This window comes from Sphingomicrobium nitratireducens (assembly GCF_026157035.1).
GTDB classification, from domain to species: Bacteria; Pseudomonadota; Alphaproteobacteria; order Sphingomonadales; family Sphingomonadaceae; genus Sphingomicrobium; species Sphingomicrobium nitratireducens.
Window position 1 is genome coordinate 1,674,365 of record NZ_JANJZA010000001.1, and the last position, 18,797, is coordinate 1,693,161.

Sequence of the window (18,797 nt, forward strand, 5' to 3'; positions counted from 1 at the left end):
ACCACAACATGTTGAGTCCTCGCTGGCAGGCGGGACTCAAGACCTTGTGGTGTGACTCGAAAGACTCAGATTGGCTCAGAACAGCGAAATCTGGGCCACCGGCGCGAAGGAACGGCGGTGGATCGGGCTCGGCCCCTGCGTTCTCAGCGCGGCCAGATGCGCCGGCGTGCCATAGCCCTTGTGCGCGGCAAAGCCGTAGCCCGGATGCTCCTCCTCGGCCGCGCGCATCAACGCGTCGCGATGTTCCTTGGCGATGATCGAGGCGGCCGAGATGCATCGCTCGGACGCATCGCCCCCGACGATCGCGCGCGCCGGCCAGCGCCATTCGTCGCGATAGTTGCCGGGGCAGCGATTGCCGTCGACCAGGACTTCGAGCGGCTCGCATCCGTGCTCGGTGCACATCGCGGCGACCGCGCGCGTCATCGCCAGCATGGTCGCCTGAAAGATGTTGATCGCGTCGATCTCCTCGACGCTCGCGATGCCGATGCCGACATGGCAGCGCTCGCGGATGCGCGCCGCGAGGCTCGCCCGCTTGGACGCGCACAGCACCTTGCTGTCGCCGAGACCGCGGATCTCCTTGCCGCACAGGATGACGGCCGCGGCCACTACCGGTCCAGCCAGGGGCCCCCGCCCCGCTTCGTCCACCCCCGCGATCATGGGGTCAGACTAACCAGAGATTGTCGATCTCGTCCATGTCGATGCGATGGATGGTGTCGATCACCGCCTCGCGCATCGCGAGCGTGTCGGCCTGCGGCGTTTCGTCCATCGCGAAGGCGGCATCGCGCGTCGCCTTGTCGGGCCACAGCGCCACCGCGCAGAAATGCCCGTCCTCCTTGCGAAACAGCGTCGATCCCTTCGACCCGCGCGCGTGCAGCCGCTTCGTCACGGCAGCCCAGTTCTCGCGGAACTGGTCTTCCTTGTCGGGATCGACCTTCCATTCGAAAAATGTTGCCATCATGCCGCGTCGTCCCCCTCGCCTTCTGTCATTCGCCACGGCGGGAAGCGGCGCATCTCGCCCGCCTTGTAGAGGAACACCGTATTGCCGTGCGGATCGCGCAGCCGGGCCTCGCGCCAGCCCCACGGCTGGTTGCGCGGCGCATGTTCGAACGGCAGCCCCCCGCGCGCCAGCTTCTCGCAGCGCCGGTCGAGATCGTCGCACTCGAAATAGACCGCGAAATTCTCTTCCGAGAGCGCATCCTCGTCGCACTGGATCGAAAAGGTCGCGCCTCCCGACGTCTCGAAGCGCGCATATTGGTTGTCGGGACTGTCGACGATCTGCCGGAGCCCGAGCCGTGTGTAGAAGGCGACCATCTTGTCATAGTCACGGCCCGTGATGGTCAACTGGTTGAGCCGCGGCCCCGCCTCGTGCCCCATGGCGACGTCGAGCCGGACGCGCTGGTGCCCCATCGGGCCGTGCCCGCTGCCGATTCCCGGCGCCTCGAGCAACGCCATCCGCACGAATTCGCGCGCCCGGTCGATCGCCTCGTTGAGGCCCGCGCCCGAGCCGAGGAAGCAGGCGATCGCGCTCGCCAGCGTGCAGCCCGTCCCGTGGTTGTGCTCGGTCTCGATCCGGCTGCCCTGCCAGCTGGTCATGTTGTCGGTCTCGATCAAGGCGTCGGCGACCGCCTCGCCCTCGTCGTGCCCGCCTTTGAGGAGCACCGGGCAGCCATGTTTCGAGACCAGCGCCAGCGCCGCTTCGACCGGATCTTCCTTGCCGGTCAGCCGCTTGAGTTCGGGAAGGTTGGGCGTCGCCAGCGTCGCCACGTCGAGCAATCGGCCCAGCGCCTCGACCGTCTTGTCGTCGGCGAGTACCGCGCCCGACGTCGCGACCATGACGGGATCGACCACGATCGGGACGTCGAGCTCGCCCAGTTTTTCGGCGACCAGCCGCGCGGTCAGCGCGCTGCCGATCATGCCGACCTTGACCGCATCGACCCCGAAATCCTCGACCACCGCCTCGATCTGCTCGAGCACGATCTCGGTGGGGATCGCATGGACCGCGCTGACGCCCGTGCTGTTCTGCGCGGTCACCGCGGTCACCGCGGTCATCGCGTGACCGCCCAGCATGGTGATCGTCTTGATGTCGGCCTGGATCCCGGCGCCGCCGCCCGAATCCGACCCGGCAATGACGAGAACCCTGGCCAATTTCACTGCGCAGCCTCCGATACCGCGCCGCAGATCGCATCGACCCAGCGCTCGACCTGGCCCGCATCGTCACCCTCGGCCATCACGCGGATCAGCGGCTCGGTCCCCGACTTGCGGATGACGAGGCGCCCCGCGCTGCCGAAATCCTTTTCCGCTTCGGCGATGACCGACTGCACCGCCTCGCTCGCCAGCGGATCGCCGCCATTGAAGCGCACGTTCTTGAGGAGCTGCGGCACCGGATCGAACTGGCGCAGCAACGCGCTCGCCGGCTTCTCCTCCTCGACCAGCGCCGCCAGCACCTGCAGCCCCGCGACCAGTCCGTCACCGGTGGTCGCGTAATCCGACAGGATGAGGTGCCCCGACTGCTCGCCGCCGACATTCGATCCCGACGCGCGCATTTCCTCGAGCACGTAGCGATCGCCGACCTTGGTGCGGGTCAGGCCCAGCCCCATGGCGCCCAGCTTCCGCTCGAGCCCGAGGTTGCTCATCAGCGTGGCGACCACCTTGTCGCCCTTGAGCGTGCCTTCCTTTTGCAATCGCCCCGCGATCAGTGCCATCAGCTGGTCCCCGTCGACCAGCTCGCCTTTCTCGTCGCACACCAGCAGCCGGTCCGCGTCGCCGTCGAGCGCCAGACCGATGTTTGCGCCGCATGCGACGACCGTTTCCATCATCGCGTCGCAATGGGTCGAACCGCAGCCCTTGTTGATGTTGGTCCCGTCGGGTTCGACCCCGATCGGCACGACGTCGGCGCCCAGTTCCCACAGCGCCTGCGGGGCGACCTTGTAGGCAGCGCCGTTGGCGCAATCGACGACGATCTTGAGCCCGTCGAGGCGCAGGCGGTCGGGAAAGGTCGACTTGGCGAAGTGGACGTAGCGCCCGCTCGCATCGTCGATCCGCTTGGCGCGCCCGATCCGGTCGGACGGCACCAGCTTCGGCTCACCCTCGATCAGCGCCTCCAGCGCTTTCTCGTCCTCGTCCGAAAGCTTGTAGCCGTCAGGGCCGAACAGCTTGATGCCATTATCCTCGTAAGGGTTGTGGCTGGCCGAGATCATCACGCCGATGTCGGCGCGCATCGAGGTGGTCAGCATCGCCACCGCCGGGGTCGGCATCGGGCCGAGCAGCACCACGTCCATCCCCACGCTGGTGAAGCCCGCGGTCAGCGCGCTTTCCATCATGTAGCCCGACAGGCGCGTGTCCTTGCCGATCACCACGCGGTGTCGGTGGTCGCCGCGCTGGAACAGCGTGCCTGCGGCCTGCCCCACCTTGAGCGCCATTGCGGCGGTGATGGGGTCCGTGTTGGTGCGACCGCGAATCCCGTCGGTCCCGAAGAATTTCCGTGCCATGCGGCTCCTCTAGCGGCTCGCCCGCGCCTGCGCGAGGGCGAACGGCGCCATTGCACGTTGAGGCAGACCGGTTAATCTTCCCTCACCGCGAGTATCGAAGGACGTCGGAATGGATTTGCTGGGGGGCGTCGAGCGCGCCATCGATGCGCTCGGGAGCGCGGTTTTCTACGAAATCACCCTGTTTTCGACACCGATCGCGTGGATCGTCATCTGGCTCGCCGTGCCGATGGTCTTCTTCACGCTCTACCTGGGCTTCATCAACCTGCGCGGCTTCGCGCAGGGCGTGCGCACCGTGCGCGGCCGCTTCGCCGAACCCGAAGCGGGCGGCGAGATGACCCAATTCCAGGCGCTCTCGACCGCGCTGTCGGGCACGGTCGGGCTCGGCAATATCGCGGGCGTTGCGGTGGCGCTGGCGATGGGCGGCCCGGGCGCGATCTTCTGGATGTTCGTGATCGGCTGGTTCGCGATGACGCTCAAGTTCGCCGAAGTCACGCTGGGCATGAAATATCGCGAAGAGTTGCCCGACGGCACCGTGCTGGGCGGGCCGATGTACACGCTCAGGAACGGCCTTGCCGCGCGCGGACATCCGGTCGCGGGCAAGTGGCTCGGCAAGCTCTACGCCTTCCTCGCCATGTTCGCCGCCCTGCCCATGTTCCAGGTCAACCAGAGCTTCGCGCAGGCCGGCAACGCGTTCGGCTTCGGCGACGGGCATAGCGAGGCGCTGATCTACGGTTGCGTCCTCGCCTTCCTCACCGCGCTCGTCATCTTCGGCGGCGCGCGCTGGCTGGGCCGCGTCACCTCAGCGATCGTGCCCACCATGGGGCTGATCTACCTCGGCGGGATTGCGATCATCCTCGCTATGGGGTTCGACCGTATTCCGGGCGCGCTCGCCGCGATCGTCGGCAGCGCCTTTACCGGCGAAGCAGCCGCGGGCGGCGCGCTCGGCGCCTTCGTGATCGGCATGCGCCGCGCCGTCTTCTCGACCGAGGCGGGCACCGGCTCCTCGGTCATGGCGCATGTCCACGCGCGCACCCGCGAACCGGTCAGCGAAGGCCTCGTCGCGCTGCTCGAACCGTTCATCGACACGGTCGTGATCTGCTCGCTGGGGGGACTTGCGCTCGTCGTCGCGGGCACCTGGACCGACCCCGGGCTCGAGGACATCGCGATCACCAGCCAGGCCTTCGCCAACGTCGCCCCCTTCATGCCGATCGTGCTGGCGACCGCGGTCGTGCTGTTCGCCTTCTCGACGATCTGCGCGTGGGGCTTCTACGGCAGCCAGGCTTGGGGCTTCCTGTTCGGCAATGGCCCGCGCGCGGTGCTCAGCTACAAGCTGGTGTTCGTGCTGTTGCTGCCCGCGGGCGCGATCTTCCCGCTCGACATCGTCATCAATTTCGTCGACGCGAGCTTCTTCCTGATGGCGCTTCCCAACATTCTCGCGCTTTACCTCTTCGCCCCCGAATTGAAGGCGATGCTCGACGATTACTGGGCGCGGCGCGTCCTAGCCGATCCAGCGCCAGAAGCCGGCGGGCATCGCGTCGAACCAGCGGTGCGCGAAGGTCACGCCGAGGAATAGGATCGTTCCGCCATAGGTGGCGAAGCGGTCGGGATAGTCGACACCCTTGGCGAACGGCACGAACGCGGTGCGCGCCATCCAGTCGCGAAATTCCGGCCCGATGGTCAGCGCCTTGCGCTCGTCCTGCGCCGCGGCGCCCGCCAGCGCCACGATCCCGATCGCCGCCGACATCATGAAGCTGGGCAGCGTCGGATTGACCGCCACGTGAACGCCCGCCCAGATCGCGAACGCCCACATCATCGGATGGCGGGTGATCGCGTAGACCCCCTTCGCCTTGTCGGGCATTCTCGGTGCAGCGACCCCGGGTTGCGGAAAGGCCGGGTTGCGCCGCAGCGAGCCGACGAACAGGATCGATCCGATCCACATCAGGATGCTCGCCGGCAGCCAGATCCCGATCCCGGGCGTCCAGAGCGGTACGGCATCGCCCTGCACCTCGCCGTAGAAATGCCCGGCCGCACCCAGCGTCGCGAAGGCGACGAGCGAATAGACCAGCAAATGGCCCTTCTCGCCCAGCATCCGCACCAGCGAATGGCGCATCGCGCCGGCGAGACCGAGATGGGTGGCGACGAAGGCGGTCGCCGCCACCATCAGCCACCCGAACGGGCTCACTTGCGATACGCCTTGGGCAGCGCGCCGCGCTCGAGCGTGCGATACCGGTCGCGCAGCTTGGTCTGGTGGTTGACGAGCGGCTGCTCGACCCCGTCGACCCACACTTGCTCGGCCCAGCTCGACAGCTCGAGCGGGTCGCCCGACCAGACCACCACGTCGGCCCTCGCGCCCGGTTCGAGGCTGCCGATGGTGCCGCCCAGGCCGATGATCTCGGCCGGTGCGGAACTGATCATGGCGAACGCGTCGTCCCAGCTCACGCCCGTGCCGCCCGGCAATTTCCCCAGTGCGACGAGGTTGCCGGCATGCTGGCGATGGTTCTGCGGGTTGCGGTTGACGAAATCGTCAAGGGCCGCGACCCCGACCTTGACGCCCGCGCGGCGCATCCGCCCGATGTTGGACTGGGTCGAACCCAGGTCCTCGAAGCTGCCCGGGAGATTGGCGATCGGGTCGGCCAGTACCGACACGCCCGCCGCCGCGATGCGCTCGGCAACCATCCACCCCTCGGTCGCGCCGAGCAGCACCATGTCGAGGTCTTGGTAGCGCTGCTTGAGCTTGAGGACGGCCAGGATGTCGCTGGCGCGCGACACCGACACCATCAGCTTTTCCTTGCCCGCCAGTACCGGCTTCAACGCCTCGATGTCCGACGCGGTGAACAGCGATTCGTCGGGACGATCGCCCTCGACCTTCTTGCCCGCGGCCTGCGCGAATGCCTCCTCGAGCATCAGGTAGGCGGCAGGACGCGATCCGCCCGCGCCGCCGGCCCCGCCTTCGCCGAGGTCGATCAGCTGGAAGGCGCGGGCACGGGTGACGGGATCGTAGTCCGCGCCGAGGTCGATGACTGCGCCGCGTCCCGCGAAGATCGAGTTGCTGCGCGAAGGCGCGATGATCGCGCGGGTGACCCCGCCCATCCGGCCGACCGCGATCGGTGTGGCGGCAGGATTGATCCCGAGCGAGGCGTCGATGGCGGCCGAGTGCGGACTGTCGGAGGCGCCCGTATCGTCGGCACCCTCGACCCCGCTGTCGACTTCGACGAGGCCGACGCGCGAGAATCCCGCGACGATCCCCGGCGTGACCCACTTGCCGCGCGCGACGACGATGCTCGCGCCCGCGGGCACGCTCACCGTCTCGGCGGAGCCGGCGGCGATCACGCGGCCGTTGTCGATGACGACGACGCCGTTGTCGATCGGCGCGCGGCCGTCGCCAATGACGAGCTTGCCGCCGATGACCGCCACCGGGGCGGCAACGGCGGGCGCGGTGCCGGCAAGGAGCGCGGCGGCGATCAGCGTGAAGCGCTTCATTTGACGTCTCCTTCACCGGGCTGGCCGAGCTCAAAGTCGGTCACCGGGCGCAGCGCCGGGTTGGCCGCGTCGAACAGCAGGGCGCCGTCGATCCACACCTTGTCTGGGCGCGAATAGACCGACAGCGGGTCGCCGTTCCACAACACCACGTCGGCCATCTTGCCGGGCACAAGGCTGCCGGTCTTGTCGTCGATTCCGAGCGAGCGGGCGGGATTGAGCGAGAGCCAGGTCCACGCATGCGCGTCGCTGATCTCGAGCCCCGCGCGGCGCCCTGCCGCGAGCGCCTTGGCCGCTTCCTGGTTGAGACGCTGGATGCCCTGCGAACTGTCCGAATGAACGATCGCGCAGGCCCCTGCGGCATCGACGAAGGAGATGTTCTCGTTGATGCCGTCGTAGCTTTCCATTTTGAAACCGTACCAATCGGCCCACATCGCCGCGCACACGCCGTTTTCGCGCAGCAAGTCGGCGATCTTGTAGGCCTCGACCGCGTGCTGGAAGCTGGTCACCTTGTAGCCGAATTCCTTGGCCATCTGCATCATCAGCGCCATCTCGTCGGCGCGATAGCAGTGATTGTGGACGAGGATTTCGCCGTCGAGCACGCCGCGCAGCGTGTCCATGTCGAGGTCGCGGCCGGGCTTCTTGCCCTCGCCTCTTTCATACTCGTCCCAGTCCTTGTCGTAGGACTGCGCCTTGATCCACGCCTCGCGCGTCACCGCGATATTGCCCATGCGGGTCTGCGGCCCGCCCTTGTTGCCGTAGACGCGCTTGGGATTTTCGCCGCACGCCATCTTGAGCCCGTAGGGCGCGCCCGGGAACTTCATGTCCATGACGGTGCGCCCCGGCACGTTCTTGAGCGTGACCGAGCGCCCGCCGAACAGGTTGCCCGAGCCCGGCAGCACCTGGAAGGTGGTGACGCCGCCATTGGCGAGCGCGCGGGTGAAGGCGGGATCCTGCGGCCACACGCTGTGTTCGGCCCACACGCCCGGCCGGACGGGATTGACCATCTCGTTGCCGTCCGAATGCGCGTCGACGCCGGGCGAGGCATAATCGCCCATGTGGCTGTGCACGTCGATGATGCCCGGCGTGACGAACTTGCCGGTCGCGTCGATCGTCTGGACACCCTCGGGGACGCTCATCGCGGCGAGCGGGCCGACCATCTGGATCTTGCCGCCCTCGAGATAGATGGCCCCGTTCTCGATCATCCCGCCCTCGCCGTCATAGACGGTCGCGCCGGTGATCAGCGTCGGGACGCCCGGATAGGGCTGGTAGGTCGAGCCGTAGGGATCGCGGTCGAACTTCTTGGGCGGGGCGGAAGCGGACTTCGCCTCCCCCAGGTTGCAGCCTGAGAGCGCGAGCGCTCCCGCGGCCACCGTCAGGACGGTACTCAGGCGCGGCATGAATGTCCCCCTTGGATTGTCGTTGCGCTTACTGTGCCGACGCGCGCGCAAAAGAAAAGGGGCGACGCACATCGGCGCCGCCCCAATTCGTCGATCCCTGCCGCCACTTGGTCGGCAGCAGGTTCGCGTCAGGCCTTGGAGGTCGGGTGAACCCCGGCTTCCTGGGCCTCGATGCCGGCTTCGGCATGGCCCTCGAGCTCGCCGGGGTCGCCCAGCGTGTCGAGGTGCATCCAGCGCTTGATCACCGGGCTGACGAGCAGCACCGCGACCGCCGCGCCGATCGAGATCCAGCCGAACAGCTGGTAGATCTCCAGCAGGCCTTCCTTCGACATCTCGCCGTCATGGCCGCCGGTGGCTTCACCGATCTTGCCCGCGACGAAGTTGCCGACCGCGGTCATGTAGAACCACGCGCCCATGATGAGGCTGGCGAGGAAGCTCGGCGCGAGCCGGTTCATCGCCGAAAGGCCGACGGGCGACAGGCACAGTTCGCCGGTGGTGGCGAGCAGGTAATAGAGGAACACGAAGATGACCGGTGTCATCGCCTCGATCCCGTAGATCTGCGCGCCCCACACGAGGACGAGGTTCGCCAGACCCATCTGCGCCAGCGCGAGGCCGAACTTGGCCGGGGCCGAAGGCTCCTTGCCGCGCTTTCCGAGCCACTGCCACAGCATCGCGAACAAGGGCGCGATCAGGATGATGTAGATCGGGTTGATCGACTGGAAGATCGCCGCGGGCACGCCGCCGCGATCCACGAAGCGGTCGGTGAACAGGTTCATCGACCCGCCCGCCTGCTCGAACAGGCCCCAGAAGAGCGGGTTCAAGCTGATCAGGAACAGGATCGCGAACATGCGCTCGCGCGGTTCCTTGGGAAGCTTGAAGCTCTCGTAGAGCACGTAGCCGAGCAGCGCGATGCCCGAGACGAGCAGCAGCATCTGGATGACGTCCTGGTACTGGACCAGCGCCCAGATCACCGCAACAGCAAGGATGCCGATGCCGTAGAGCGTCATCTCGCGGCTCTTCGAGAGCGGACCGGGCGCCTCGCCCGCGCCGCGCAGCGCCTTCTTGCCGAGCACGAAGACGACGAGACCCGCGAGCATGCCGATACCGGCAAGACCGAAGCCGTAGCCCCAGCCGATCGTCTGGCCGAGATAGCCGACGAGGATGGTGCCGATCGCGGCGCCCACGTTAATGCCCATGTAGAAGATGGTGTAGGCACCGTCGCGGCGAATGTCGGTTAGCTTGTAGAGCTGGCCGACCATCACCGAGATGTTCGCCTTGAGGAAGCCCGAGCCCACGATGATGAAGGCGAGCGCGGCCCAGAAGACGTTGATCGTCGGATCGCTCTGGCCGCCCGTACCCTCGACCGCCATCAGGCTGTGACCGACGGCAAGCAGCAGGCCGCCGAACAGCACCGCCTTGCGCTGGCCGAGATAACGGTCGGCGAGATAGCCGCCGAGCACCGGGGTGATGTACACGAGGCTCGTGTAGGCGCCGTAGATCAGCGTCGACTTGCCGTCGTTGAAGAGCCAGTGCTGCGTCAGGTAGAAAATGAGCAGCGCCCGCATGCCGTAGTAGGAGAAACGCTCCCACATCTCGGCGAAGAAGAGCATGTAAAGGCCCTTCGGATGCCCGGCGAATTCGGGTTCCTTCTGGATGACGATCTTGGCGCCGACGGCGAGGAAGGCGCCGAGAACGACCACGGCGATCGCCGCGATCCAGTCGGACTCCTGCCACAAGGACATGTCTTTCATCAAAAATCCTCTCTTGCTTTGCCGTACGCTCCCCCATGGGTACGGCTGCACGAGCCGCGAACCCTAGCGGCGAATCGCCGTGTGTGAAGAGGCCGGTTGCATTTTTGTGTGGCGACAGTGACACGGTGGGCATGAACCTCAACGACACCGCCACCCCGATTTCCCACCTCGCGACGCGTCGATCCGCCTCCCCGCGCAACCTCGTCGCCCCCGGCCCGACCGCCGAAGAGCTCGCCGCGATCCTCGCGCTCGCCAGCCGCACGCCTGATCACGGCAAGCTGGTGCCGTGGCGCTTCGTAGTGATCGAGGACCGCGACCGGCTCGCCGATGCACTTGAGGCGGGATGCCGCGCCTCGGCCGAATGCCACGAGGCCAAGATCGCCAAGTTTCGCGAAAAGGCCTTCTGGGCCCCGACCCTGGTCGCGCTCCTCGCCAGTCCGGTCAGGGGACACAAGATCCCCGAATGGGAACAGCGCCTGACCGTCGGCGCGGTCGGGATGAACCTCCTCCACGCCGCCCATGCCCACGGATATGTCGGCGGCTGGGTGACCGGCGAGCAGGCGCGCATGCCCGCAGTCGTGGACACGCTGTGCGAAGAGGGCGAGGACATCGCCGGTTTTATCTACATCGGCACCCCCGCCGCCCCGCTCGAGGAGCGCGAGCGCCCCGACCTGTCCGCGATCGTCCGGACATTCTGAGCGTCCACGCTTGCAACCCTTTGCGAGCCAGTGTATTAAAGCAGCATGACGCTTCGCACGACACATGAAAAGCCGGTCTACGTCCGCATCCGCGAGACGATTGCCGACGCCATCCTTGCCGGACGCTACGGCGACGGCGATCCCCTGCCCTCAGTTCGCGCGCTCGCCGCCGAACAGGGCGCCAACCCGCTGACGGTCGCCAAGGCCTATCAGGGGTTTCAGGATGACGGGCTGGTCGTGGTCAAGCGCGGGGTCGGCATGTTCGTCGCCGACGGTGCGCGTGCTCGCCTCAAGACGAGCGAGCGCGACGGTTTCATCCGCAACGAATGGCCCGAGATCCGCGCACGCATGAAGCGTCTCGGTATCGACCCCGTCGAATTGCTCGATAGCGAACGCGCCTAGGCGAGCGCCTCCGCCTCCACCTTGTAGAGCATCGCCGCGCCCTCGGTTGCCGCGGCCCCCAGCCCCAGCGCCTCGGGCGCGATGACGGTCGCGAAGAAGTCGGCCGCCGCCTTCGTGCGCGCGCTCGCGCCCTCGGCATGCGCGAGCCGCTCGAGCAGCCAGCCACCCACCAGCACCGCGCACATCGTCAGGAAGGGATAGCTCCCCGCCAGCCGGTCGTCGGGCCCTGCCTCGCGCAGGCTGGCGGCGGTTATCTCGACCGTATCGGTCAGCGCGACCAGCCCCTCGTGGCGCACCTCGGCACGAATATCGGCGATGAGCCCGTCGAACGCGAGCCCGCCGTCGAGCCCCAACTTGCGCATCACGAGATCGGCGGCCTGGATGCCGTTGGTGCCTTCGTAGATCGGCGCAATGCGCGCGTCGCGCAGGTGCTGCGCCGCGCCCGTCTCCTCGACATAGCCCATGCCGCCATGGACCTGGACGCCGAGGCTCGCCACCTCGCATCCGATATCGGTGCCCCACGCCTTGGCGAGCGGGGTCAGCACTTCGGCGCGGTAGCCCGCTTCCTCGTCGCCCGTCGCGCGCCGGTCGAGCAGCGAGAAGGCGTAATAAGTGAGCGCGCGCGCCGCCATCGTCAGGCTGCGCATCCGCAACAGCATGCGCCGCACGTCGGGATGCTCCGAGATGGTCACCTCCTCGCCGCCGCGCACACCCTGCTTGCGGTCCAGCGCATAGGCGACCGCGCGCTGGGTCGCGACCTCGGCGATCCCCACGCCCTGCAGCGCGACGTTGAGCCGCGCATTGTTCATCATCACGAACATGGCGCGCATGCCGTTATTCTCGGGGCCGATCATCCAGCCCTTGGCACCGTCCTTCTCGCCGTAGCGCATTACGCAGGTCGGCGAGGCGTGGATGCCCATCTTCTCTTCGAGCCCCGCGCAGACGAGATCGTTGCGCGTCCCGTCGGGCAGAAACTTGGGCACCAGGAACAGCGAGATGCCGCGCGTCCCCTCGGGCGCGCCGGGCGTCCTAGCCAGCACGAGATGAACGATATTCTCGGCCAGGTCGTGCTCGCCCCAGGTGATGTAGATCTTCTGCCCCGAAATCGACCAGCTGCCGTCCTCGTTGGGGGTCGCCTTGGTCGACAGCGCGCCGACGTCGCTGCCGGCCTGCGGCTCGGTGAGGTTCATCGTCGCGGGCCATTCGCCCGAAACGATCTTTGGCAGATAGCGCTCCTTCAGCTCGTCCGAGCCGTAAGCCTCGAGCGCCTCGACCGCGCCGAGGCTGAGCATCGGGCACAACGCGAAGGCGATGTTGGACGCGTTCAAATTCTCCATCAGCGCCGCCGAGAGCGCGAGCGGCATCGACTGCCCGCCCCACTCCTCGGGCGCCGACAGCGTCATCCACCCGCCCTCGACGAAGGCCTTGTAGGCCTGCTGGAAGCCGGGCGGCGTCGTCACCTCGCCGTTCTTCAACCTCGATCCCGTCTCGTCGCCGACGCGGTTGAGCGGCCAGAATTCCCCTTCGGCGAACTGAGCCGCCCCTTCGAGCACCGCCTGCACGGTGGCCTCGTCGGCGGCCGCGAAGCGGTTGCTCGCCGCCAGTTCGTCCATCTTCACGACGTGGGTCATCACCGCCTGCTGGTCGGATACGGGAATCGACAGGTTCATGCTCACTCCTTGAAAGCTCGGGGGCGATGTGCCCATAGCGGGCCGATGATGGGTTCGTCACTAGAGACCAAGGTCAGCCGCGCCGACGATGCGTCGATCCTCGAGGCTGCGCGCCTGATTCTCGATGGCCAGCCGGTCGCGGTGCCGACCGAGACCGTCTACGGCCTCGCCGCCGACGCGACCAATGCGCAAGGCGTCGCGCGCATCTACGAGGCCAAGGGCCGCCCGAGCTTCAACCCGCTCATCGTCCACGTCCCCGATCTCGCCGCCGCGGAACGGCTCGCCGAGTTCGACGACGAGGCGCGCGCGCTGGCCGAACGGCACTGGCCGGGCCCCCTCACCCTCGTCCTGCCGCGCCGCGCCGACAGCGGCATCGCCGACCTCGTCACTGCGGGCCTGCCAAGCATCGCCATCCGCGTCCCCGCCCATCCGGTGATGCGCCAGCTGCTCGAGACTGCCGCGCGCCCGCTCGCCGCGCCCAGCGCCAATGCCAGCGGCCGCATCAGCCCGACCAGCGCCGCCCATGTCCTCAAGAGCCTCGACGGGCGCATCGCGTTGATCCTCGACGGCGGGCACAGCGAGCGCGGCATCGAATCGACCATCGTCGCTGCGACCGGCAACGGCCTGCGCCTCCTGCGCCGCGGCCCGATCGACGTGCCGGGCGCCATCGAGGGCGACGACGGCAAGATCGAGGCCCCGGGCCAGCTCGCCAGCCACTACGCGCCCTCCAAGCCGCTCCGCCTCGACGCGACCGAGGCCCGGGAAGACGAAATCCTGATCGGCTACGGCGAGGTCGAGGGCGAACTGTCCCTGGGCAAGGACCCGGTCACTGCCGCCGCCCGCCTGTTCGCCGCGCTCCACGAAGCCGACGCCGCGCCGCAATCACGAATTGCGGTCGCGCCGGTCCCGGGCAACGCCCTCGCCGCCGCCATTCGCGACCGTCTCAGGAGGGCTGCGGCGCCGCGTTCTTGAGCTTCGCCTGGAAGCTCTTCCGGAACTTGCGAAGTTTCGGCGCGATGACCGCCATGCAGTAGGGATTGCTGTCGCCCTCGCGCGCGAAATAGTCCTGATGATAGTCCTCGGCCGGATACCAGTCGCCCAGCGGCTCGATCGTCGTCACCACCTTGCCGTCCCAGTCTGCATTGGCGCGCTCGATCGCCGCCTCGGCGGCCGCGCGCTGCGCGTCGTCGGCGGGGAAGATGGCGCTCCTGTACTGGGTGCCGATATCGTTGCCCTGCCGGTTGAGCTGGGTCGGGTCGTGCGTCGCGAAGAAGATGTCGAGAAGGTCGTCGAGCCCGATCGCCGCGTCGTCATAGGTCAGCTTGACCGCTTCGGCATGGCCGGTATCGCCGCCGCACACCTGCTTGTAGGTCGGCCCGACCGTGTCGCCGCCCGTATAGCCGCTCTCGACCTTCTCGACGCCGATCACGTCGAGATAGACCGCTTCGGTGCACCAGAAGCAGCCACCCGCCAGCACGATTTCCTGAAGCGCCATGTCTCTCGCCTTCCCGTTGATCAGGAAAGCGAGATAGGAAGGCCCGGCCCTGTCGAAAAGGGGCTTAGCGCTTGCGAGGGTCCTTGACCGCCGCCTTCAGCGTCGCGACCTCAAGGCGCTTGCCGATCCACTCGGAGAGTTCCTCGAACTTGAGCGGCTTGTCGAACACGATCCCCGCCTTGCGATCGGCGAACCAGCGCACCTCGCCCTTGATCGGGCGCAGGCTTTCGACGACCACCGTCACCGGCTGGCCGAGGCAATATTCGTCGATCGGTTCGACCTTGAGGCCGCCCAGCGAGATGTCGTGCACTTCGACCGTGTAATAGGTCTTGCCGATCTTGAGGTTGGCCTTGCACGCGACCTGCAGGCGCGGCGGGCGCGGACGAAAGCCATGGCGCGGCTTGCGCCCCGCGAGCATCTCGCCGAGGTCGATATTATGCGCGAACTTGAAGCCCGCGGTGCCTTCGCGGATCCATACGACCGTCGAGGGCAGCATCTGCGAGTTGAGCTCGACCTGGACTTCCTGCCCGACCTCGAGCTGGCGGCCGATCTCGGCCCCGAGCCCGCCTGCCGACAGGTTGCGCACGCGCACCAGCTGTTCCGAGCCTGATTCGTCGACGACCTTGGCGACTCGCAGGGTCGGCACGACGCGCTCGTCGATTCGACGTTCCATCGGGCGCGGCACTTCGGTCGACAGCGTGAACACCGTCGATTCAAATGCGATATTATCCTGGCCGAAAGGCCGGTTGCGCTTCCGTCTGATGAGCGCGTTCAGCATGAGCAACTCCTCGCAATTTTCGTCGCGAAGCCAAGAAATTAGACCCCACAAGGTTAAAAAGCCGTTTCCACACTGGCGCCCGTCCGTTAAGCATTGTGACGGAGGGATGACCGGGGCCGGAATTGGCACCGCAAGGAGGGGAATTTGGCATGAACAGGCGACCGCGCCTGCTCTTGATCGACGACGAACCCGCACTCGCGCGCTTCCTGGCGGATGCCGCGCGGCTGGCGGGTTACGACCCCGTCATTGCCGAAGACCATCACCGCTTCCGCGCGCTCTATCGCGACCTGCCGCCCGACATGGTCGCGATCGACCTCGGCATGCCCGGCATGGACGGGGTCGAGTTGTTGCGCTTCCTCGCCGAGGAAAAGGCCGACCAGCCGGTGCTGATCGTCTCGGGCTTCGACAATCGTATCCTCGAGAGCGCCCAGCGCCTCGGCACCGAACTCGGGCTCAACATGGCCGGCACTTTGTCCAAGCCCGCCCGGCTCGACGAGGTCGAACACCTGCTCGGCGAGGTCCGCGAGCGGCTGGTGGCATGATCGAACATGCCGAGCTCGGGCTCCTCGACGGGTTCGAGCGGGCACTGATCAACGACCGGCTGCATCTCGTCTACCAACCCAAGGTCTCGCTGTCCGACGGTCGCCTGTGCCGGCTCGAGGCGCTGGTGCGCTGGGACGATCCCGAACTCGGCACCGTCCCGCCCTCGCGCTTCGTCCCGCTGGCCGAACGCCACGGCCTCATCGACCACCTCACCCGCTGGGGCATCGACACCGCCTTTTCCCAGTGGCGTGCGTGGCGCGATGCCGGCATCGACTGCGGCCTCGCCTTCAACATCTCCGCGCTCAGCCTCGAGGCGCTCGATTTTCCCGACCTCGTCGAGGCCAAGTGCAAAGACCATGGCGTCCCAGCCGAAAAACTCGTCCTCGAACTGACCGAGAGCGCGACGCAGCCGCTGGTGCGCCTGATGGACACTCTGACCCGCTTCCGCATCAAGGGGATCGGACTTGCGATCGACGATTTCGGCACCGGCTATTCGAGCCTGATGCAGCTGCGCCAGCTGCCCTTCTCCGAACTCAAAATCGACCAGTTCTTCGTTGCCGACGCCGCCCATTCGAAGGACAGCCGCGTGATCGTCGAGGCGATCGTCGGCCTCGCCAAGGGCCTCGGCCTCGTCACCACCGCCGAGGGAGTCGAGACCGACGCGCAATTGCAGCTGATGCGCGACCTCGAGGTCGATATCGCCCAAGGCTACCGCGTCGCGCGCCCGCTCGCCGCCGACCGGCTCGCGCCATGGATGACGGAGTGGGAAGTCGACTGGGCGGCGCTGACCGCCTAGCGCGCCAGGCCCTTGGCGCGCACCAGCCCATCCAGCCCCGCATCGATGGTCGCATCGCGCTTGGCGAAACACAGCCGCACCAGGTTCCGCGGCGCATCGTCGAAATAGAAGGGGCTCATCGGCACCACCGCCACCCCGGCCTCCTCGACTGCCAGCCTGGCGAACGCCTCGTCGTCCATCGCGATGCCCGAGGCGGCAAGGTCGACCACCATGAAATAGGTCGCCGCCGGCGCGATCGCGGCATAGCCAGCCGCTTCCAGCCCCGCCAGGATGCGGTCCCGCGCCCGTGCGAACCCGTCGCGCATTGGCTGCAGCCATTCGGGGTGCGAAAGCCCCTTTGCGACCGCCGCCTGCAGGTTGGGCGGGGTTGCGAAGGTCAGGAACTGGTGCGCCTTGGCCGCGACCGCCGCCTCGCCCGGCGGTGCGATCATCCAGCCGACCTTCCAGCCGGTCAGCGAGAAGATCTTGCCCGCCGACCCGCACTTGAAGGTCCGCGCGGCCATCCCCGGCAGGCTCGAGAAGGGCACGAAATCCTGCCCGTCGAGGAGGATCTCCTCCCAAACCTCGTCGCTGATCACGCAAAGGTCGCGCGCTTCGGCCACCGCCGCGATCGCGTCCAGCTCGTCGCGGTCGAACAGGCGCCCGGTCGGGTTGTGCGGATTGTTGAACAGGACTGCGCGGGTCCGCGCCGTCACCTTCGCCTCGATCGCCTCGCGCGCGATGCGGAAGTCCGGCCCCTCGAGCCTGACCTCGACCGGCACTCCGCCCGCGCGGCGGATCATCGGCTCGTAGGCATCGAAGGCGGGGGTGAAGACGATCACCTCGTCGCCCGGTTCGACCAGCGAGAAGATCATCGCCGCGAGCGCCTCGGTCGCCCCGCTGGTCACCACGACATGCTCGGCCGTCAGGGCGAGATCGTGCTTGGCATTGTAATGCGCCGCGACCGCCTCGCGCAGCGCCGGCAGCCCGCGCGAGGGCGGATACTGGTTCGACCCCTGCGTCACCGCCCGCGCCGCTTCCTCGAGGATGGCATCGGGCCAGCCGAAGTCGGGAAAACCCTGCCCCAGGTTGGTCGCGCCATGCTTGGCGGCGGCGAGGCTCATCCGCTCGAACACGCTCACCTGCATCGTCTCGTACAGCGGATTCACGCCCCGTTTCCTCCCAGTAGGTCGTCGATTTCGTCGTCGCCCAGTCCCAACTCGGCAAGAATCGCCCTGCCCTCGCCGCCCGGCACGCCGAGCGCGCTGATCGGCTCGGCCTCGGCGCCGTAGCGGGGCGCGGGCGCGGGCACCACCCCGCTCTCCAGTCGGGCAAAAGCACCCCGCGCCTCCATGTGCGCGTCCTCCGCCGCCTCGTCCATCCCGAGCACGGGCGACACGCACGCGTCCGTCCCCTCGAACAGCGCCAGCCAATGCGCGCGCGGCTGCGCGGCGAAGCGTTCGGCGATTCCCGCGCGCTGCGCCGGCCAATCGTCCGGATCGAACAGCGAGACGAAGCGCGCATCCTCGCTGAGGCCCAACCCGCCCAGCAACGCAGCGCGAAACGCGGGCTCGATCGCGCCTACCGCGACGAAGAGACCATCGGCGCATGGATAGGTCGTGTAGAAGGGCGCCCCGCCATCGAGCAGGTTCGCCTCGCGCCCCTCGCGCCACTGCCCGGCGTTGCGCATCCCGAACATGAGCGAGCCGATCAATGCCGCCCCTTCGGCCATCGCGCAGTCGATCACCCGGCCCTCGCTAGCCCCCGCCGCCACTTCGCGGAGCGCCGCAGCGATCGCGAAGGCCAGCATCATCCCCCCGCCTGCATAGTCGGCGACGAGGTTGGCGGGCGGCAGCGGACGATCGCCGGGCCCCAGCGTCGACAGCAGCCCGGATAAAGCGAGATAGTTGATGTCGTGCCCGGCGCGGTCGGCAAGCGGTCCCGACTGCCCCCAGCCGGTAATCCGTCCGATGACGAGCTTGGGATTGACCGCGTGCAGCGCCTCGGGCCCCAGCCCCAGCGCCTCGAGTTTCCCGGGCCGAAACGGGTCGATCAGCGCGTCCGCGCCCGCGACGAGCTTCACCACGACCGCGCGCGCCTCCTCGCGTTTGAGGTCGAGCATGATCGAGCGGCGTCCGCGCAGCAGCGGATCGCCCGGCACCGACAACAGCCCCGCCCGCTCGATACGGATCACCTCGGCGCCATGATCGGCGAGCATCATGCCCGCGAACGGTCCGGGCCCCAGCCCTGCCAGTTCGATGATCCTCGTGCCTGAAAGCGGCCCCGCCATGGCGCGCACCATGCGGGCCCGCCTTCCCCC

At 67.7% G+C, this 18,797-nt stretch carries 19 protein-coding genes; 6 read left to right on the forward strand and 13 right to left on the reverse strand.

Translation table 11 applies throughout. The annotated features are described in order from the left end of the window. Nucleotides 1-75: 75 nt before the first annotated feature. Genes NNY25_RS08615 through glmM form a run of 4 tightly spaced genes read right to left on the reverse strand, consistent with a single transcriptional unit; the run spans nt 76 to nt 3,488 of the window. Complete coding sequence (locus NNY25_RS08615) at nt 76-657, reverse strand: ribonuclease HII (RefSeq protein ID WP_265570950.1); 582 nt, start codon at nt 655-657, stop codon at nt 76-78. A gap of 4 nt (nt 658-661) precedes the next feature. Continuing rightward, nucleotides 662-958, reverse strand: a complete 297-nt coding sequence (locus tag NNY25_RS08620; RefSeq protein WP_265570951.1) for an antibiotic biosynthesis monooxygenase — start codon at nt 956-958, stop codon at nt 662-664. Beyond that, a complete protein-coding gene (gene thiD / locus NNY25_RS08625) occupies nt 955-2,151 on the reverse strand; it encodes a bifunctional hydroxymethylpyrimidine kinase/phosphomethylpyrimidine kinase (protein WP_265570952.1) in 1,197 nt (398 codons plus the stop codon). Before thiD ends, NNY25_RS08620 begins: the two co-directional genes overlap by 4 nt. Next, nucleotides 2,148-3,488 carry a phosphoglucosamine mutase gene (gene glmM / locus NNY25_RS08630; RefSeq protein ID WP_265570953.1) on the reverse strand — a complete coding sequence of 447 codons (1,341 nt, stop codon included), beginning with the start codon at nt 3,486-3,488 and terminating at the stop codon, nt 2,148-2,150. Before glmM ends, thiD begins: the two co-directional genes overlap by 4 nt. Before the next feature lie 118 nt (nt 3,489-3,606). On the opposite strand from glmM, the gene NNY25_RS08635 reads away from it, so the two are divergent. Then, nucleotides 3,607-5,061, forward strand: a complete 1,455-nt coding sequence (locus NNY25_RS08635; protein ID WP_420854354.1) for an alanine/glycine:cation symporter family protein — start codon at nt 3,607-3,609, stop codon at nt 5,059-5,061. Here the strand turns inward: NNY25_RS08635 and NNY25_RS08640 are convergent. The 4 genes from NNY25_RS08640 to NNY25_RS08655 all read right to left on the reverse strand — a co-directional run bounded on the left by NNY25_RS08640 (nt 4,987) and on the right by NNY25_RS08655 (nt 10,116). Then, nucleotides 4,987-5,670, reverse strand: coding sequence for an NnrU family protein (locus NNY25_RS08640; protein WP_265570955.1), 684 nt, complete (start codon nt 5,668-5,670; stop codon nt 4,987-4,989). The two genes, NNY25_RS08635 and NNY25_RS08640, sit on opposite strands and share 75 nt — an antisense overlap. Next, nucleotides 5,667-6,968: an amidohydrolase family protein gene (locus NNY25_RS08645; protein WP_265570956.1), complete on the reverse strand. Its 1,302-nt coding sequence runs from the start codon at nt 6,966-6,968 to the stop codon at nt 5,667-5,669. Before NNY25_RS08645 ends, NNY25_RS08640 begins: the two co-directional genes overlap by 4 nt. Further along, nucleotides 6,965-8,365 (reverse strand): amidohydrolase, encoded by a 1,401-nt coding sequence (locus NNY25_RS08650; RefSeq protein WP_265570957.1) that lies wholly within the window; start codon nt 8,363-8,365, stop codon nt 6,965-6,967. The genes NNY25_RS08645 and NNY25_RS08650 overlap by 4 nt, the downstream gene beginning before the upstream one ends. A 128-nt stretch (nt 8,366-8,493) precedes the next feature. Further along, entirely contained in the window at nt 8,494-10,116 is a 1,623-nt protein-coding gene (locus NNY25_RS08655) for a peptide MFS transporter (RefSeq protein WP_265570958.1), read from the reverse strand. Between the two features lie 131 nt (nt 10,117-10,247). Here NNY25_RS08655 and NNY25_RS08660 point away from each other — a divergent pair, with 131 nt between their 5' ends. Both NNY25_RS08660 and NNY25_RS08665 read left to right on the forward strand, forming a co-directional pair. After that, nucleotides 10,248-10,814 carry a nitroreductase family protein gene (locus NNY25_RS08660; protein ID WP_265570959.1) on the forward strand — a complete coding sequence of 189 codons (567 nt, stop codon included), beginning with the start codon at nt 10,248-10,250 and terminating at the stop codon, nt 10,812-10,814. A 45-nt stretch (nt 10,815-10,859) separates the two neighbouring features. Beyond that, complete coding sequence (locus NNY25_RS08665; RefSeq protein WP_265570960.1) at nt 10,860-11,216, forward strand: GntR family transcriptional regulator; 357 nt, start codon at nt 10,860-10,862, stop codon at nt 11,214-11,216. Here NNY25_RS08665 and NNY25_RS08670 read toward each other — a convergent pair. Continuing rightward, nucleotides 11,213-12,886, reverse strand: a complete 1,674-nt coding sequence (locus tag NNY25_RS08670) for an acyl-CoA dehydrogenase family protein (RefSeq protein ID WP_265570961.1) — start codon at nt 12,884-12,886, stop codon at nt 11,213-11,215. The two genes, NNY25_RS08665 and NNY25_RS08670, sit on opposite strands and share 4 nt — an antisense overlap. 48 nt (nt 12,887-12,934) lie before the next feature. Here NNY25_RS08670 and NNY25_RS08675 point away from each other — a divergent pair, with 48 nt between their 5' ends. Continuing rightward, nucleotides 12,935-13,858: an L-threonylcarbamoyladenylate synthase gene (locus NNY25_RS08675; RefSeq protein ID WP_420854355.1), complete on the forward strand. Its 924-nt coding sequence runs from the start codon at nt 12,935-12,937 to the stop codon at nt 13,856-13,858. Here the strand turns inward: NNY25_RS08675 and msrA are convergent. Both msrA and NNY25_RS08685 read right to left on the reverse strand, forming a co-directional pair. Then, nucleotides 13,830-14,381, reverse strand: coding sequence for a peptide-methionine (S)-S-oxide reductase MsrA (gene msrA / locus NNY25_RS08680; protein ID WP_265570963.1), 552 nt, complete (start codon nt 14,379-14,381; stop codon nt 13,830-13,832). The genes NNY25_RS08675 and msrA overlap by 29 nt on opposite strands. 64 nt (nt 14,382-14,445) lie before the next feature. Then, nucleotides 14,446-15,159 carry a PilZ domain-containing protein gene (locus NNY25_RS08685; RefSeq protein ID WP_265570964.1) on the reverse strand — a complete coding sequence of 238 codons (714 nt, stop codon included), beginning with the start codon at nt 15,157-15,159 and terminating at the stop codon, nt 14,446-14,448. A gap of 149 nt (nt 15,160-15,308) precedes the next feature. Between NNY25_RS08685 and NNY25_RS08690 the strand changes: the two genes are divergently transcribed. Further along, the gene (locus tag NNY25_RS08690; RefSeq protein WP_265570965.1) at nt 15,309-15,701 is read left to right on the forward strand and encodes a response regulator; all 393 of its coding nucleotides are present in this window, start codon (nt 15,309-15,311) and stop codon (nt 15,699-15,701) included. After that, nucleotides 15,698-16,498 (forward strand): EAL domain-containing protein, encoded by an 801-nt coding sequence (locus NNY25_RS08695; protein WP_265570966.1) that lies wholly within the window; start codon nt 15,698-15,700, stop codon nt 16,496-16,498. Before NNY25_RS08690 ends, NNY25_RS08695 begins: the two co-directional genes overlap by 4 nt. On the opposite strand, the gene NNY25_RS08700 is transcribed toward NNY25_RS08695, so the two are convergent. Further along, nucleotides 16,495-17,646, reverse strand: coding sequence for an aminotransferase (locus NNY25_RS08700; RefSeq protein WP_265570967.1), 1,152 nt, complete (start codon nt 17,644-17,646; stop codon nt 16,495-16,497). The two genes, NNY25_RS08695 and NNY25_RS08700, sit on opposite strands and share 4 nt — an antisense overlap. Further along, on the reverse strand, nt 17,643-18,779 hold the full coding sequence (locus tag NNY25_RS08705; protein WP_265570968.1) for a CaiB/BaiF CoA transferase family protein: 1,137 nt from the start codon (nt 18,777-18,779) through the stop codon (nt 17,643-17,645). The genes NNY25_RS08700 and NNY25_RS08705 overlap by 4 nt, the downstream gene beginning before the upstream one ends. Nucleotides 18,780-18,797 lie beyond the last annotated feature (18 nt).